At 34.0% G+C, this 17,306-nt stretch carries 17 protein-coding genes; 13 read left to right on the top strand and 4 right to left on the bottom strand.

The window, feature by feature from the left end:
• Window positions 1-79: 79 nt before the first annotated feature.
• Window positions 80-1,780, bottom strand: coding sequence for a putative transporter (locus CLU83_RS05575; protein ID WP_100430696.1), 1,701 nt, complete (start codon window positions 1,778-1,780; stop codon window positions 80-82).
• A gap of 293 nt (window positions 1,781-2,073) precedes the next feature.
• On the opposite strand from CLU83_RS05575, the gene pckA reads away from it, so the two are divergent.
• From pckA to CLU83_RS05520, 11 genes are all read left to right on the top strand, one after another.
• Entirely contained in the window at window positions 2,074-3,693 is a 1,620-nt protein-coding gene (pckA, locus tag CLU83_RS05570) for a phosphoenolpyruvate carboxykinase (ATP) (RefSeq protein ID WP_100430695.1), read from the top strand.
• A 396-nt stretch (window positions 3,694-4,089) separates the two neighbouring features.
• Window positions 4,090-4,947: an ATP phosphoribosyltransferase gene (gene hisG, locus CLU83_RS05565; protein ID WP_100430694.1), complete on the top strand. Its 858-nt coding sequence runs from the start codon at window positions 4,090-4,092 to the stop codon at window positions 4,945-4,947.
• Window positions 4,948-5,067: 120 nt separating this feature from the next.
• Window positions 5,068-6,351, top strand: a complete 1,284-nt coding sequence (gene hisD, locus CLU83_RS05560) for a histidinol dehydrogenase (RefSeq protein ID WP_100430693.1) — start codon at window positions 5,068-5,070, stop codon at window positions 6,349-6,351.
• A gap of 107 nt (window positions 6,352-6,458) precedes the next feature.
• Window positions 6,459-7,499, top strand: a complete 1,041-nt coding sequence (gene hisC / locus CLU83_RS05555) for a histidinol-phosphate transaminase (protein ID WP_100433628.1) — start codon at window positions 6,459-6,461, stop codon at window positions 7,497-7,499.
• A 4-nt stretch (window positions 7,500-7,503) separates the two neighbouring features.
• Window positions 7,504-8,640, top strand: coding sequence for a bifunctional histidinol-phosphatase/imidazoleglycerol-phosphate dehydratase HisB (gene hisB, locus CLU83_RS05550; protein ID WP_100430692.1), 1,137 nt, complete (start codon window positions 7,504-7,506; stop codon window positions 8,638-8,640).
• A gap of 11 nt (window positions 8,641-8,651) precedes the next feature.
• Window positions 8,652-8,999, top strand: a complete 348-nt coding sequence (locus CLU83_RS05545) for a nuclear transport factor 2 family protein (RefSeq protein ID WP_198512254.1) — start codon at window positions 8,652-8,654, stop codon at window positions 8,997-8,999.
• A gap of 4 nt (window positions 9,000-9,003) precedes the next feature.
• On the top strand, window positions 9,004-9,585 hold the full coding sequence (gene hisH / locus CLU83_RS05540; protein WP_100430690.1) for an imidazole glycerol phosphate synthase subunit HisH: 582 nt from the start codon (window positions 9,004-9,006) through the stop codon (window positions 9,583-9,585).
• 55 nt (window positions 9,586-9,640) lie between these two features.
• Entirely contained in the window at window positions 9,641-10,366 is a 726-nt protein-coding gene (gene hisA, locus CLU83_RS05535; RefSeq protein ID WP_100430689.1) for a 1-(5-phosphoribosyl)-5-[(5-phosphoribosylamino)methylideneamino]imidazole-4-carboxamide isomerase, read from the top strand.
• 62 nt (window positions 10,367-10,428) lie between these two features.
• Window positions 10,429-11,184 (top strand): imidazole glycerol phosphate synthase subunit HisF, encoded by a 756-nt coding sequence (gene hisF / locus CLU83_RS05530; RefSeq protein WP_100430688.1) that lies wholly within the window; start codon window positions 10,429-10,431, stop codon window positions 11,182-11,184.
• 77 nt (window positions 11,185-11,261) lie between these two features.
• Window positions 11,262-11,861, top strand: a complete 600-nt coding sequence (gene hisIE / locus CLU83_RS05525) for a bifunctional phosphoribosyl-AMP cyclohydrolase/phosphoribosyl-ATP diphosphatase HisIE (RefSeq protein WP_100430687.1) — start codon at window positions 11,262-11,264, stop codon at window positions 11,859-11,861.
• A gap of 414 nt (window positions 11,862-12,275) precedes the next feature.
• Window positions 12,276-13,928: a M1 family metallopeptidase gene (locus tag CLU83_RS05520; RefSeq protein ID WP_100430686.1), complete on the top strand. Its 1,653-nt coding sequence runs from the start codon at window positions 12,276-12,278 to the stop codon at window positions 13,926-13,928.
• Between the two features lie 75 nt (window positions 13,929-14,003).
• On the opposite strand, the gene CLU83_RS05515 is transcribed toward CLU83_RS05520, so the two are convergent.
• Window positions 14,004-14,399, bottom strand: coding sequence for a glyoxalase (locus CLU83_RS05515; protein ID WP_100430685.1), 396 nt, complete (start codon window positions 14,397-14,399; stop codon window positions 14,004-14,006).
• Window positions 14,400-14,469: 70 nt separating this feature from the next.
• Here CLU83_RS05515 and CLU83_RS05510 point away from each other — a divergent pair, with 70 nt between their 5' ends.
• Window positions 14,470-14,856, top strand: coding sequence for an acyl-CoA thioesterase (locus CLU83_RS05510; protein WP_077370601.1), 387 nt, complete (start codon window positions 14,470-14,472; stop codon window positions 14,854-14,856).
• A gap of 115 nt (window positions 14,857-14,971) precedes the next feature.
• Here CLU83_RS05510 and CLU83_RS05505 read toward each other — a convergent pair whose 3' ends face one another.
• Together CLU83_RS05505 and CLU83_RS05500 are read right to left on the bottom strand one after the other, a co-directional pair.
• Window positions 14,972-16,231, bottom strand: coding sequence for a mechanosensitive ion channel family protein (locus CLU83_RS05505; RefSeq protein WP_100430684.1), 1,260 nt, complete (start codon window positions 16,229-16,231; stop codon window positions 14,972-14,974).
• A 75-nt stretch (window positions 16,232-16,306) separates the two neighbouring features.
• Window positions 16,307-16,582, bottom strand: coding sequence for a DUF3817 domain-containing protein (locus CLU83_RS05500; protein WP_100430683.1), 276 nt, complete (start codon window positions 16,580-16,582; stop codon window positions 16,307-16,309).
• A 104-nt stretch (window positions 16,583-16,686) separates the two neighbouring features.
• Here CLU83_RS05500 and CLU83_RS05495 point away from each other — a divergent pair, with 104 nt between their 5' ends.
• The gene (locus CLU83_RS05495) at window positions 16,687-17,214 is read left to right on the top strand and encodes a DUF6155 family protein (RefSeq protein WP_100430682.1); all 528 of its coding nucleotides are present in this window, start codon (window positions 16,687-16,689) and stop codon (window positions 17,212-17,214) included.
• The last annotated feature ends 92 nt before the right edge of the window (window positions 17,215-17,306 follow it).

The raw sequence follows: 17,306 nt of genomic DNA, 5'->3' as shown, positions 1-17,306 counted from the left end.
AGATCCCGTTTTCATAAGAAAAGAGGCTGTCTAAATTCAATAGACAACCTCTTTTCAATTAAAGCAAACCTATAACACATCAGCTTGCCAAGAGCAATATCAGTAATTGTGCGACTAAAATTCTACTTATAGTTACTAAAGGATAAACCGTAGCATAAGATTGATTAGGAATATCCGAATCTAAATATTTTGTACTGAAAGCTAAAGCTGCAGGATCTGTATAGGAACCGCTCATGATTCCCACCATTTGATAAAAATTAAGCTTAAATACAAATCTGCTCACTAAAACTAAGATTGTCAGAGGTATAAACGTAATATAGCAACCATAATAAATCCACATCCAGCCATCATTTGCTACAAAATTTTCATAGAAACCATGTCCAGCTTTAATCCCAACAGCTGCAAAAAATAAACAAATACCAAAATCCTTCATGAAATGAATCGCTCCATTATTAATATAGGAATGAATTACTCCAACACCTCCATAACGGCTAATAAATAAGGCTGCCAAAAGCGGACCTGCAGCTAGTCCTAATTTTAAAGGAACTGGCAATGAAGGTATCATAATTGGAATAGAACCAATAACAACTCCAAAAATCAATCCCCCGAAAAGAGAAAGAAAATCGGGTTCTAAAAGTATTTTCTTAGAATTCCCAATGATTTTTTCAGCTTCTTCAATAGCTTCTTTATTGCCGACAATCATCAAAGTGTCACCATAATAAAGTTCTAATGTGGGCTGTGCCAAAATTTCTAACCCCGAACGGACTACACGGGTAACTTTCAATCCAAATTGGTTATATAAATCCAATTGCGCCAGTGTTTTATGCGTAGCCGTTTTTTTAGTAACGCTAAGCACTCTAGCCGTAACATCATTTTCCGACTCAATGAATAAATCAGTCGATACTTTCCCTACAATATCAATAAATTTATTAATGTTTTTTTGTTTAGCTACAACCATCAAGACATCTTTGTCTTTTAGGACAGAATCTAATGAAGGAGAAAATACCACTTTTGTCCCGCTTTGTTTTTGTCTGGAAATAATAACACCATCGATAGCAAACTCTCTAAATACCTGACGGATAGTTTTTCCTATGACTTCGGGATGAGTAACTCTGCATTTTTGACGGACAATTTTATTTTCCGAATCTTTATTCTTATTATTAAGAAGTACAACTTCATTTGATAAATCAATTTTCAATACGTTTTTAGCCAAAATTATAATCATAATTATTCCAAAAACGCCAATCGGATATGTAATAGCATAAGCAACAGCAGGATCTGAAAAATGATCAGCGGGAAGATTTAAATGCTTTTGAATTTCAATAAGAGTTGACTTTGCCGCACCTAACCCCGGAGTATTTGTAACCGATCCAGACATTAGCCCAACGGCATTTTCGACTTTTACATTAGCAACTAAATAAAGCAGCCAAGTAATAATACCACCCAAAAAGACGGTTCCTACCCCTAAAGCATTAAAAATGAGACCTTCCTTTTTAAAAGAAGAAAAGAAAGTTGGACCAACCTGAATACCAATACCATAAACAAACAGAATTAAACCAAACTCTCTCACGAATTGGATCAATTCAGCTTCCATAGTAAATCCCAAATGTCCTAAAAAAAGCCCCACAAACATTACAGCGGAAACTCCCAGAGAAACATTGCCAATTTTTATTTTACCTGCAAAAAAACCAATGCTAATAGCCATAAACAATACTATCAATGACTGTGTCATTTCCGGCGTATCCGTCGGAGTAAACAAAACGTTAAACCATTCAAACATAACTGTTGCTTTTTTTAATGAAAATATAACGTAAATGAATTGTTTTTTTTGGTAATTTTATATGACAAAAATCAGGTTTAAATTTATTTTCTTTCCAAAAAAACCAAAACGTATTTATCGTCAAAAAATTTATATAAAGATAATCGTATCTCTTTGTAAAACAACCCAAAAAACCGAAAACGTTTGCGCATATTTTTCTTCAAAACATGATAAAAATCAGGTTTTTTAGTTAGTAACTGAAGTAATTTTGGTATAGAAAATAACACATCAAATTATAATAAAATACTTACATTATGAAAAACATTAAAATTATTCAGGAACTACACAATTTAGGAATCACAGGATACCATGAAGTAGTATACAACCCTTCTTATGAGGAATTGTTCAAAGCTGAAGTTTCTAATAAAAGAAAAGGATACGAAAAAGGTGCTTTAACAGATACTGGTGCTGTTGCCGTAAAAACAGGAGTTTTTACAGGTCGTTCTCCAAAAGACAGATATATTGTTAAAGACTCAGTTTCAAAAGATACTATCTATTGGGATGATAAAGTAAATTTTCCAACAACTCAAGGAATTTACGATGAATTGAAAGGATTAGTTCTAAAACAGCTTTCTACATCTCCAAAATTATATGTAGTTGATGCCTTTTGCGGAACAAATGCTGACACAAGATTGAAAGTACGTTTTGTTATGGAAGTAGCTTGGCAGGCACACTTTGTGACTAATATGTTCATCAGACCTTCAAATTACGAGTTGGAAAACTTTGGACAGCCAGATTTCATTGTAATGAACGGTTCAAAAACTGTAAATCCAAATTGGAGAGAGCAAGGATTAAACTCTGAAAACTTTGTAGTGTTTAACCTTACCGAAAAAATTCAGATTATTGGAGGAACTTGGTACGGAGGCGAAATGAAAAAAGGTATGTTCTCTATGATGAACTATTATTTGCCGCTAAAAGGAATGGCTTCTATGCACTGTTCTGCTAACGTTGGAGAAAAAGGAGATGTTGCTGTATTCTTCGGACTTTCAGGAACTGGAAAAACTACACTTTCTGCAGATCCAAAAAGATACTTAATTGGAGATGACGAACACGGATGGGACAACAATGGAGTATTCAACTATGAAGGAGGCTGTTATGCAAAAGTAATTGATTTATCTGAAGAAAATGAACCAGACATTTGGAGAGCCATCAAAAGAGATGCATTATTAGAAAATGTTATCGTTGATGAATATGGAGAAATTGATTACGCTGATCATTCAATCACTGAAAACTCAAGAGTATCATATCCGATTTATCATATAAACAAAATCGTATTGCCATCTAAAGCTGGACATGCTAAAAAAATCATTTATCTTTCTGCTGATGCATTTGGAGTATTGCCTCCAGTATCTATCTTAGATGAAGATCAAGCACAATATCACTTTTTATGCGGATATACTTCTAAATTAGCTGGGACTGAAAGAGGAATTACTGAACCTCTTCCATCATTCTCTCCAGCATTTGGTGAAGCTTTCTTAACATTACACCCAACAATGTATTCTAAAACATTAATTGGAAAAATGAAAGAGCATGGTGCAAAAGCATACTTAGTAAATACAGGTTGGAATGGAACAGGGAAAAGAATTTCTCTTAAAAACACAAGAGCAATCATTGATGCAATTATCAACAGTGAGATCGATACCGCAGAAACAATAACTGTTCCTTTCTTAAACCTAACTATCCCAACAGCATTAACAAATGTTAGCGAAGGAATTTTAGACCCAAGAAACACTTATAAAGATGTTGAAGAATGGGAAAGCAAAGCAAAAGACTTATCTGCACGTTATATCAAAAATTTTGAACAATACACTGATACTGAAGAAGGAAAACGCTTAGTCGCAGCCGGACCTTCTTTAGAACCAGTTTTAAGTTAGTCGCAGTTTAGTAGTAATTATTTTAAAGTTGGTTTAAAACACCTCTTTGGTACTGTGTAAAAAGCAATATCAATTGGGTGTTTTAATTTTTATTCAATGAATAGTTCAAATTTTTAATTTAACAAATACTTATTCAAACGTTAAAATAAAAATTGGATTATTATTAATTTATGCTCTATCTTTGCAAAAGAAACAAAGAGTTATCTAATTTTATAAAGTTATGTTATCAATTCAATTACATCATCATCATTCTCATAATTGCTCTCAAGCGATGTGTTAATGTTATGCGTGTAAATCACAATAATCTAAACCCGTTTGAGTACATCAAGCGGGTTTTTTATTACCTATTCTTTGTACTCAAACATTAATTCAAAACAATAAACTAAAAAACTAAAAATGAGTACACTTAAAATTGCAATTCAAAAATCTGGCCGTTTAAACGAAGAAAGCATCCAAATTCTAAAAGATGCTGGCATCTCAATCGATAATGGAATAGATCAATTAAAAGCAGAAGCTTCAAATTTCCCTTTAGAGGTTTTGTATTTACGAAATTCGGATATTCCTCAGTACCTAATTGACGGAGTAGTTGACATTGCTATTGTCGGAGATAATTTATTGGTTGAAAAAGGAAAAAAAATTGAAGTAATTCAAAAATTAGGGTTTTCAAAATGTAAAGTGTCAGTAGCGGTGCCAAAAACTTTTGATTACAAATCTGTTCAGGATTTGGAAGGAATGCGAATTGCAACTTCTTATCCCAATACAGTTATTGATTTTTTTAGTTCTAAAGGAGTAACGGTCGATATTCACCAAATATCCGGTTCGGTAGAAATTGCGCCAAATATAGGTTTGGCAGATGCAATTGTAGATATCGTATCCAGCGGAAGTACTTTATTCAAAAATAATTTGAAGGAAGTTGAAGTTATTTTTAAAAGTGAAGCGGTATTGGCGGTTTCTCCAAAAGTAAGCCCTGAATCCCAAAAAATAATTGATACCTTAAAATTCAGAATCGAATCGGTACTAAGAGCCAGAAAATCGAAATATATTTTGATGAACATTCCCAATGATAAAATCGAAGCTGTTGGCAAGATTCTTCCTGTATTGCGCAGCTTAACCGTTTTGCCATTGGCACAAGAAGGATGGAGCAGCGTGCACTCCGTAATTGACAAAGACACTTTTTGGGAAGTAATTGATAAACTGAAAGATGCCGGTGCCGAAGGAATATTAGTTTGTCCTATCGAAAAAATGGTATTATAAGCCCCCTAACCCCCGAAGGGGGGATTCTCTCGATGTCTAAAAAATAAAGAATAGAAAAATTTATAAAATACAGGCAACCTCTCCTGTAACAATTCCCCCTTTGGGGGCTAGGGGGCTAAAATGAATAAAATATACAACCCAAAACCAGAAACTTGGTCAGATATTTTAGAAAGACCAACCAAAACAGTTGACGATATTGAAGCAACTGTAAAAGGAATTTTTAAAGAAGTACAGTCTAAAGGTGATTTTGCTGTTGCAAAATATACTTCTCTTTTTGATGGCGTTTCAGTTCCTGAATTAGAAGTTTCCCAAACTGAGATAGCGACTGCCATCGCAACAATTCCAAAAGAATTAAAAGACGCCATTCAGCTGGCAAAATCAAATATTGAGAAATTCCACGCTGCACAAAAAACAGCTCCAATCACTGTAGAAACAACCGAAGGCGTTAACTGCTGGCAGGAAAAAAGACCAATCCAAAAAATAGGTCTATACATTCCAGGAGGAACAGCTCCTTTATTTTCAACGGTGTTAATGCTGGCCGTACCTGCAAAACTGGCTGGCTGTAACGAAATTGTATTGTGTTCGCCACCAGACAAACAAGGAAATATAAATCCAGCAATTTTATATGCCGCTTATTTATGTGGTGTAACAAAGATATTGAAAGCAGGAGGTATTCAAGCGATTGCCGGAATGACATTTGGCACAGAATTAATCCCAAAAGTGTACAAGATATTCGGTCCAGGAAATCAGTTTGTAACCGTTGCTAAACAATTGGCTACTCAATTTGGAGTTGCCATCGATATGCCTGCTGGTCCATCGGAATTGCTGATTGTCGCTGATGACACAGCCGTTCCTTCATTTGTAGCCTCCGATTTATTATCTCAAGCAGAACATGGTACTGACAGTCAGGTGATTTTGGTTTCGACTTCAAAAGAATTAATTGATGAGGTTGAGAAAGAAATCCAATCGCAAATGGACGTTTTACCTCGAAAAGCCATTGCTGAGAAAGCTATTGCTAATTCAAAATTAATTTTTGTAGAAAATGATGCCATTGCCCTAGAATTAATCGATGAATATGGTCCGGAACATTTTATTATTTGCACCAAAGACGAAGATTTTTATGTTCGAAATATAGGAAATGCAGGTTCGGTTTTCATTGGCAATTATACTCCCGAAAGTGCTGGAGATTATGCTTCTGGAACCAATCATACATTGCCAACAAACGGATATGCTAAGAATTACAGCGGTGTGAATTTGGATAGTTTTTCTAAATCAATGACTTTCCAAAAAATAAGCCCAAAAGGTATTCAAAATATTGGTCCAGCAATTGAGCTTATGGCTGAAGCCGAGGGATTGCAAGCCCACAAAAATGCTGTTACTTTGAGATTGAATAGTTTAGAATAGAGAAAAGAGCTAAGAAACAAGAGAAAAGAGGCTAGAAGTAAAAAATAAAGATTTGATAGGAATTCTTTCCTCTTGCATCTTGTTTCTTTTCTCTAAAAATGAAAAAAATGAAATTCGATATAAATACTCTAGTACGTGAAAACGTCAAAAAATTAAAACCTTATTCTTCGGCTCGTGACGAGTTTGAAGATTTTGATACAGCCGATATGATTTTTTTGGATGCCAATGAAAATCCATATCAAAACGGTGTAAACCGCTATCCAGACCCGCAACAAGGGAATGTAAAAGTGGTTTTAGGGAAAATGAAAAATGTAAACCCAAAACAAATTCTGTTAGGAAACGGAAGTGATGAAGTTTTAGATTTATTATTCAGAGCTTTTTGCGAGCCAAAGATTGATAACATTATCTCATTACCTCCAACTTATGGAATGTATAATGTTTTGGCAAATATCAATGCCGTTGAAAACAGAGAAGTATTGCTTTCAAATGATTTTCAGCCACAAATAGACAAAATTTTTGAAGCTGTTGATGCCAATACTAAAATCATCTTTTTGTGTTCACCAAATAACCCTACCGGGAATTCTTTTTCAGAGGAAAGCGTACAAACATTATTAGAAAAATTCAATGGCTTTGTAGTTATTGATGAAGCCTATATTGATTTTTCGGATAAAGAGGGCTGGTTACAAAAATTGGATCAATATCCAAATTTAATTATCACGCAAACATTATCCAAAGCCTATGGTTTAGCAGGAATTCGTTTAGGTATTTGCTATGCATCTGCCGAAATAATTACGGTATTGAACAAAATCAAACCGCCTTATAATGTAAACGAATTAACTCAGCTCCGTGCTTTAGAACGTTTGAGTGATACCGTGAAAATTGCTAACGAAATTACCTCAATTATAGCACAAAGAACCGAACTACTTTCAGTTTTAAATAAAGTATCTTTTGTGGAAAAAATTTATCCAACAGAAGCAAATTTTATTTTAATAAAAGTAGATGATGCTAATAAACGTTATGATGAATTAATCGCTAAAGGAATTGTGATTCGTAACAGAACAACTCAAGCACTTTGCAAAAATACTTTGCGTTTGACTATTGGAACAGAAGAAGAAAATAAAAAATTAATTGAGGCATTAATAGCTTAAGAAAATGAAGAAAATACTTTTTATAGATCGTGACGGAACGATTGTTTTAGAACCAGAGGGATACCAATTAGACAGTTTAGATAAATTAGAATTTTACCCAAAAGCATTTCAATATTTGGCTAAAATCGCCAACGAATTGGATTACGAATTAGCGATGGTAACCAATCAAGATGGTTTGGGAACGGATAGCTTTCCCGAAGATACTTTTTGGCCAACACAAAACTTTATCTTAAGAGCTTTTGAAAACGAAGGAGTGTTATTTGACGATATTTTTGTAGATCGTTCTTTTCCTGAGGACAATGCGCCAACACGCAAGCCCCGCACGGGAATGCTGACCAAGTATATTGACAATCCAAATTATGATTTGGCAAACTCTTTTGTTCTTGGTGATAGACTTACCGATGTAGAATTGGCTAAAAACCTTGGTGCTAAAGCCATTTTTATGAATATTACTGATGGTGCAGGAAGTGAAGAAATCAGTGCCAAAAGAGAAGAACTAGACGCTACAATTGCGTTACAATCTACCGATTGGAAAAAGATATACGAGTTCTTGAAATTAGAAGCACGCACGGCTTCAATTACGAGAAAAACTCACGAAACAGATATTTACATCAATTTGAATCTAGACGGAACGGGACAAAGTAAAATTGATACTGGAATAGCGTTTTTTGACCACATGCTGGATCAAATTTCTCGTCATGGACAAATGGACTTGGAAATTAAAGTAAAAGGTGATTTGGAAGTAGATGAACATCACACAATTGAAGATACCGCTATTGCTCTTGGAGAAGTTTATGCAAAAGCATTAGGAAATAAATTAGGTATTGAGCGCTATGGTTTTTGTTTGCCGATGGACGATTGTTTAGCGCAAGTAGCTATTGATTTTGGCGGAAGAAACTGGTTGATTTGGGAAACCGAATTCAAGCGTGAAATGGTGGGCAAAATGCCTACTGAGATGTTTTTCCACTTTTTCAAATCATTCTCGGATGGAGCAAAAGCAAATATCAACATCAAAGCCGAAGGCGATAATGAACACCACAAAATCGAAGCCATCTTTAAAGCTTTTGCGAAAGCAATAAAAGTAGCAGTAAAACGCGATACAGAAAAAATGATTTTGCCATCGACAAAAGGAATGCTTTAAGATTACTAATTATGGATGCTCAAAAATTTGCTAAAGAATGGATAGAATCATGGAATTCTCATGATTTGGAAAACATAATGGAACATTATTCCGAAGATATCGAAATTACTACACCAATGATAAAATTGGCAGGTGGAATTGAAAGTGGTTCACTTGTTGGAAAGGAATCGGTTAAAGAGTATTGGAATAAAGCTTTAACTAAGTTTCCAGAATTACATTTTGAGCTTATAGAAGTTACATCCAGTGTTAATTCGGTGGCTTTATATTATAAATCGATTATGGATAAAATGGCTATCGAAGTTATGTTTTTCGATGATAAAGGATTGGTGAATAAAATGATAGCGCATTATACTAATTAAGAAAATGAAAATAGTAATCATAAATTACGGAGCAGGAAACATTCAAAGCATTATGTTTGCCATCGAAAGATTGGGATTCAAAGCTGTTTTGAGCAATGATCCGGAAGAAATAAAGTCTGCTGACAAAGTTGTTTTCCCAGGAGTAGGAGAGGCTAGTTATGCAATGAAAATGCTTAAAGAAAGCGGTTTGGACACTTTGATTCCAACACTGAAGCAACCCGTATTCGGAATTTGTTTGGGTATGCAGTTGATGTGTAATTCATCTGAGGAAGGAAATACAAAGGGATTGGGTATTTTTGATGTGGATGTTGTAAAATTTACTTCAAAAGTAAAAGTACCACAAATGGGATGGAATAACGTCTACAACCTAAAATCAGATTTATTTAAAGGAATTTCCGAGAATGAGTATATGTATTTGGTTCACAGTTATTATGCACCTATCTGCAAAGAAACCATTGCTACAACAAATTATGAGTTAGAGTATTCATCGGCGTTGGAAAATGAGAATTTCTACGGTACTCAATTTCATCCAGAAAAAAGCGGTGATGTGGGAGAGAAAATTTTAGAAAATTTTTTAAAAATATAACTTGAACTTCCAAGGCATTACAACTTTAGACTTTCAAACTTTAAGACTTAAATAAATGAGAATAATACCTGCAATAGACATCATAGAAGGAAAATGTGTCCGCTTATCCAAAGGCGATTACAATACCAAAATTATATACAATGAAAATCCGATTGAAGTAGCAAAATCATTCGAAGCCCACGGAATCGAATACTTGCATTTAGTGGATTTGGATGGAGCAAAATCTAGCAAGATTGTCAATTATAAAATATTGGAACAAATTGCCTCGCAAACTAAATTGAAAATTGATTTTGGTGGCGGTTTAAAAGCTGACTCTGATTTGAAAATTGCTTTCGAAAGCGGTGCAAACCAAATTACTGGCGGAAGTATTGCCGTAAAAAACAGAACGATTTTCGAGAAATGGATTGCTGAATACGGTTCGGATAAAATTATTCTTGGTGCTGATGCTAACAATGAAAAAGTAGCTGTTTCAGGATGGTTGGAAGATTCTGATGAAGATTTGGTTCCGTTTATTCAAGACTATCAAAACAAAGGAATCAAATACGTAATTTGCACTGATATTGCCAAAGACGGAATGCTGGAAGGACCAAGTTTTGATTTGTATGCCAAAATTTTATCAGAAGCCAAAGGAATCAAATTAATCGCCTCTGGTGGGATTTCAACCTTTGATGAATTGCCTAAACTTGCTGAACTGGGTTGTGAAGGAACAATTATCGGGAAGGCTATTTATGAAGGTCGAATTTCATTGAAACAGTTAGAAAATTATATCATTTCGTATTAAAACGTTGTAGAGAGGCACTGCAGTGCCTCTCTACAATAAATACGGTTTATAAAAACAAAAAAATGTTAACAAAAAGAATAATACCCTGTCTGGACATTAAAAACGGAAGAACCGTAAAAGGCGTTAATTTCGTAGATTTGCGTGATGCCGGCGATCCTGTGGAATTAGCCAAAATCTATTCGGATGAAGGTGCTGATGAATTGGTTTTCCTTGATATTTCAGCAACCGAAGAGCGAAGAAGAACTTTGGTTGATTTGGTTCGAAAAGTGGCTGCAACCATCAATATTCCATTTACTGTAGGTGGCGGAATTTCGGCAGTTGAAGATGTAGAAGTTTTACTTCAAAATGGCGCTGATAAGGTTTCTATCAATTCATCGGCAGTAAAAAATCCGCAGTTGATTAATGATTTGGCTCAAAAATTCGGAAGTCAATGTGTTGTTGTCGCCATTGATGCTAAGCAAATTGACGGAGAATGGATCGTGCATTTGGTTGGAGGAAAAGTACCTACTGAGATTCGATTATTCGATTGGGCACAAGAAGTAGAAGAAAGAGGAGCTGGAGAAATCCTTTTTACCTCGATGAATCACGACGGAACCAAAAACGGATTTGCGAATGAAGCTTTGGCTAAACTTTCAGAATTAGTGAATATTCCAATTATTGCTTCAGGCGGAGCTGGAAATATCCAGCATTTTGTTGATACATTTGTAGAAGGAAAGTCTGATGCAGCATTAGCAGCAAGCGTATTTCATTTCAAAGAAATTGAAATCAAGACATTGAAAAAAGAATTAAAAAACAACAATATAGAAGTGAGAATTTAGAGCATAGAAAAAAGAGAAAAGAAAATCTAATTTGATAATCTTTCAATCTTTTAATTTTCAATCATTAAATTATAAAAATGAACATAGATTTTTCAAAAAGCGCACACGGATTGATTCCTGCGATAATTCAAGATAGCGAAACCAAAAATGTTTTGATGTTAGGTTACATGAATGCCGAAGCCTATCAGAAAACTATAGACACGCAAAAAGTAACTTTTTTTAGCCGATCGAAACAAAGACTTTGGACGAAAGGCGAAGAAAGCGGCAACTTTTTAAATCTGATAGATGTCAAAAATGATTGTGACGGCGATACTCTTTTAATTCAGGCAAAGCCAGTTGGGCCTACTTGCCACACTGGTTCAGATACATGCTGGCAAGAACCTAATAATCAAGAATATGGATTTATTTCGCATTTAGAAAAAACGATTACAACTCGTAGAGAAAATGCCGATTCAGAGAAGAGTTATGTAGCTTCTTTATTCAAATTAGGAATCAATAAAATTGCTCAAAAAGTAGGTGAGGAAGCAATAGAAGTGGTAATTGAAGCTAAAGATGACAATGATGATTTATTCTTGAGCGAAAGTGCCGATTTACTTTTTCATTATCTAATTTTATTGCAAGCGAAAGGATTTAAATTGGATAATGTAATCAACGTTTTAAAAAGTCGTCAGAAATAAAATTTGCATTCTTTTTTCTGTTGCAATTACATTAAATAGACTAAAAAGCATCTCTAATTTTATATTTTGATATAACAATTGTTATTGCTTCGCTTCTTGTAAGGACTTTTAGCAAGTCTTTACAAGAAGCGAAGTAATTTTATTTAAAACAGTATCCAAATTAAAAATCTAAATTATGCAAAATTCATGGCTAATGATTCCCATTGTCTCGCGTGAGGGGGTGCAGTGGAGCTCTTTTTTTATTTGGTCTCGTTTTTTTTAAACAGAGACCAAATAAAAAAAAGCGGGAACGCAAAACCCGACCCCGAAGTTTTTACGCAGGGGACACGCCAAAATAAAATTGTTACTATTAACAAACTCATGCTGTGAAATATTTAAAAAAGTATGTAGTTTTGGTTGAAAATTTTCAAATCGATGAAAAAATACCTAAAATCGTTATTGATTGCATTCTTAATTTCCAATGCAATTCAAGCACAAGGACTTCTGAATAAGTCTGAAACTGCTTTTACACATCAGGATACTCTACGCGGAAGCATTACCAAAGAAAGAGCTTGGTGGGATCTAAAATACTATATTTTAGATGTAAAAGTAAATCCTGCAGACAGCACAATTACTGGATCTAATACTATTCAATATAAAGTATTAAAACCTTATACTGTAATGCAGATTGATTTGCAGCAACCGATGGAAATTACCAAAATTACTCAAGATGGAACGGAGTTAAAATACAAAAGAGATGGCAATGTTTTTTTCATAACATTGGCTTCTGCTCAAAATACGGGAGCGACAAAAGAGATAAAAATATTTTATCATGGTAAGCCAAAAATTGCTGTCAGACCGCCATGGGATGGAGGATTGACTTGGAAAAAAGACAAAAAAGGGAATGATTTTATAGCTTCATCCTGCCAAGGACTGGGCGCCAGTGTTTGGTGGCCAAACAAAGATCACATGTATGATGAAGTGGAAGGAATGAAGATTAGCGTGAATGTTCCCGGAAAATTAACCGATGTCTCTAATGGACGTTTAGAAAATGTAAAAACACTAAAAGACGGTACCAAAACCTATACTTGGGTTGTAAAAAATCCAATCAATAATTATGGCGTAAATATCAATATTGGAGATTATGTCACTTTTTCTGAGAAATACAAAGGAGAAAAAGGTGATTTGGACTGCACTTATTATGTACTGAAAGATAATTTGGCCAAAGCCAAAGCGCAATTCAAAGATGTACCCAAAATGCTGAAAGCTTTTGAACACTGGTTTGGACCATATCCCTTTTATGAGGACAGCTATAAACTAGTGGAAACTCCTTATTTGGGAATGGAACACCAAAGCTGTGTGACTTACGGAAATGGATATCAAAATGGTTATTTAGGACGTGATTTAAGCGGAACTGGCTGGGGACTGAAATTCGATTTTATCATCATCCATGAATCAGGACATGAATGGTTTGCCAATAATATTACCTACAAAGATATTGCCGACATGTGGATTCACGAAAGTTTTACCTGTTATTCAGAAAGTCTTTTTCTTGAGTATTACTATGGAAAAGACGCTGGAGCCGAATATGTGCGGGGAATTCGAAAAAACATTCAAAATGACAGACCAATCATTGGCAATTATGATGTAAACAACGAGGGTTCTGGCGACATGTATTACAAAGGTTCCAATATGCTGCATACTTTGCGCCAGTTAGTAAATGACGATGCAAAATGGAGAACTATATTGAGAGGTTTGAACAGTACTTTTTATCACCAAACAGTAACAACTAAACAGATTGAGGATTACTTGAGCCAACAGACTGGTTTGGATTTAAACCCATTCTTTAATCAATATTTAAGAGATACCCGAATTCCTACATTAGAATACTCTTTTCAGGAAAACACTTTAAAATACCGATGGACAAATACTGTTGCTGGTTTTGAAATGCCTTTGAAAGTTTTAGTAAACGAAACTGAAGTCAGCTTAAACCCAAAATCAGAATGGACTGAATTAAACAGTCCTTTTAAAATTGAAAAAGTAGAGGTGGATAAGAACTTCTACGTTTTAAACAATAAAATTGACTAACAAAAAACATTTAAAAAAAGACAGCCTCTCAAATTAATAGTTGAGAGGCTGTTTTTTTTATATTTCTTTTGAATTTTATTCTATTTCAAAGAGCTGTACTTGGCTTTTCAATCTTTCAATCAATAAATTCATCATCCTTTTATTTAAACTAGATGAATTTTTAATGTAAAGTGCATATTCGTCAGTTGTGAACAGTGCGATAATCATTCCTTTTAAAGCATTTCGGAATTTAATATCTTTTTGGATCGCATTTTCAATAATAGCCAGCTTATTTTCAACCGTTTTGGTGTAAAAATCTCTTTTGTATTTGCTGATGTAATTTAAAAAAGAGGCAATAAACAAATCGTTCTGCAATTTCAAAATAGGTCTAAGTACCTCATTCTGAAACAACTCTTCTGAAGAGGATTGAATATTAATATTTCCCAATGATTCACCACGAATTTCTTTTATCAATTTATCTCTCTGATCCATCTTTTTTTCTTTAAAAATATAAAAATTACTGTTAGCAATGTATTATTTTAGCATTAATAAATGAAAAAACATGAGATTTCACACTAGAAAATGGGTAAAACCAGAAGATTTAAACCCTAACGGCTCCTTATTTGGAGGTAAATTATTAGCTTGGTTAGACGAAGAATTAGCCTTGTATTCGATTATACAATTGGAAAACCCACGAATTGTTACCAAACACATGTCGGAAATCAATTTCAGAAGTTCGGCAAGACAAGGTGATATCATCGAAATTGGGATTGATGTGGTTAAATTTGGACATACTTCATTGGAACTAAAATGCGAAGCCAGAAACATGATGACCAGAGAAACTATCATCACTATAGACAGCACCGTAATGGTAAATTTAGGCGAAGATGGTAAACCAAAAGCACACGGAAAAACAGAGATTGAATTTGTAAAAGATAGGATAGGTTAGGAGAAAGATGTTAAGTTTCTGAGATTCTAAGTTGCTAAGAATGTTTAGATCTAAAAAAATAAAAAATCATTAAATCTATACGTTTGGATTTAGTGATTTTTTATTTTTAATTCTGCTAATAAGGCTTAATAACATTTTCTGAAGGCATTACAAAAAATTCCAAGTCAAAGTAAGGAACAGATGCAATAATATGGTCAAATATATCGGCCATAATATATTCGTAATTCTCAAAACGTTTGTCTTTAGAAAAAGCATAAACTTCCAGCGGAACACCATAAGGCGTAGGTTGCAGCTGCCGGCAAAGCATCAGCATATCTTTATTCAAACCTGGATATTGCTGCAGGTATTGGATAATATATTTTCTGAACAATCCCAAGTTAGTGAGGTTGCGACCATTTATAGCCAAGCTTTTATCAATTTTATTTCCTCGATTATAGTTGTCAATTTCGAGCTTTCGGGAGTCAATATAAGCGCTTATAAGATTTATTTTTTTCAAGTTATTAAGCTCTTCATCTTCAAGAAAACGAATGCTATTGGCTTTGATAATAATATGTCTCTTGATGCGTCTTCCGTCAGAATTGAGCATTCCTCTCCAGTTTTGAAAAGAGTCGGAGCTCAAACTATACGTTGGAATCGTAGTTGTTGTATTGTCAAAATTTCGAACTTTCACTGTGGCTAAATTAATTTCGATCACATCGCCATCAGCACCGTAACGATCCATTGTAATCCAATCTCCAATACGAACCATGTCGTTTATCGCCACTTGGACGCTTGCTACAAAACCTAGAATCGTATCTCTGAAAATTAATATAATTACGGCCGAAACCGCTCCAAGTATTGTCAGCAGCTCTTTTTGATCAATATCAAATAACTTCGAAATTATAAACGTAATCCCAAGCATCCACAGCACAATCATAATAACCTGTATGAAGCTGTCAATAGGTTTGTCGCTGTAACGCGGAATCAGTTTTAAATAATCTCTTACCGAATTAAAAATGGTTCGAATAATCCATAAAATAAGTAAAACAATGTAAGTGGCAACAGTTTTTCCAAAAACATTCTCCCAATATTCAAATTTATCCAAAATTACCGGAACCGACCTAAAAACAAAAAACAGCGGCACCAAATAAGCAATATACTTGGCCGTTTTGTTACTCACTAATAAATCATCAAATTTAGTTTTAGTTCTTTGGGCAACGATAGCCAAAATAGTTACCAATACAAATCGAAAAACCACATACAGCCAATAAGCCAAAACACAAAGCAAAATAGTGTTGAAAAACAAACTCAAGTACGTCGATACTGATCTGCTCATTCCCCAATCCCTGAAAACAGGATAGAGAAAACTAAAAATGATATGAATGAGTTTATCCATGTTTTATTTTTTAAGTGATTAGCTGTTAGTATCAAAAAACCAATCACTGTTCACTAATACTAACTGCTAGAAATTTTACAAATATTTTTTCTCCACATAAAAAGTACCAAACGGAATCAACGAAGCTGCCAAAATAATTCCAAAAACCTTGAAATTCCATTTTTGCGCATTCTTCAGCAAAATAGCCAATAAAACATAACCTATAAATAATACACCATGTCCTATTCCAAACGGACGTACTATTGTATGATAAAGTTCAGGATTATTGGTTTTGATAATCACCATATTAATAATTAAAACCAAAAAAGAGATACCTTCTAAAATAGCGGTAATTTTGAAAATTCTAAGCATTCGAAGTTGTTTTTTAATTTAAAAGCCCAAAATTAGTCAATATCAATCATTATTGGTGTATTCGTTTAAAAAGTAAATTACTTTTGTATTATTAAACTTTGAAAATGAGCAAGCGCGATTTAAAAAAATATCTAAATGAACTTACCAAAGAACAGCTGGAAGAGCAGATTCTTGAATTGTATGAAAAGTTCCCTCCGGTAAAAGTGTATTACAATTTTGTTTTTAATCCAAAAGAAGAAAACTTACTGCAGGAATGTAAGCTCAAAATCTCACAAGAATATTTCCCGATGCAGACAAAAGGAAAAAGAAAAAAACCAAAAATGAGACGCTCTGTTGCCCAAAAATACATCAAACACTTTATAGTATTAGGAGTTGACCCATTCGTTATTGCCGATGTAATGCTTTATAACATCGAAATTGCTCAGACTTTTGCTTCAGAGAATATTATAAAACAAGAATTATTTTACAAAAGCATGTTTAATTCATTTGATCAAGCCCTAAACTTCATCATTTCAAATGGAATTATGAGCGAATTTAAAACTCGTTTAATCGGAATTTGCGAAGAAATTTCACAACAAAAATGGCAGAATCTATCTGATTTCAAAACAAGTATCGCACTTTTAGAAGATTAAAAGGCCGTTTGAAAAATCATTTTAATTTAATTCCAAAGATAATTTTTAAAAAAATATGGCTTAATAACTGTTTTTTAGGTGTATTTTTGCAA

This window comes from Flavobacterium sp. 1, assembly GCF_002797935.1.
GTDB lineage: Bacteria > Bacteroidota > Bacteroidia > Flavobacteriales > Flavobacteriaceae > Flavobacterium.
This window is presented reverse-complemented; position numbering and strand designations above follow the sequence as displayed.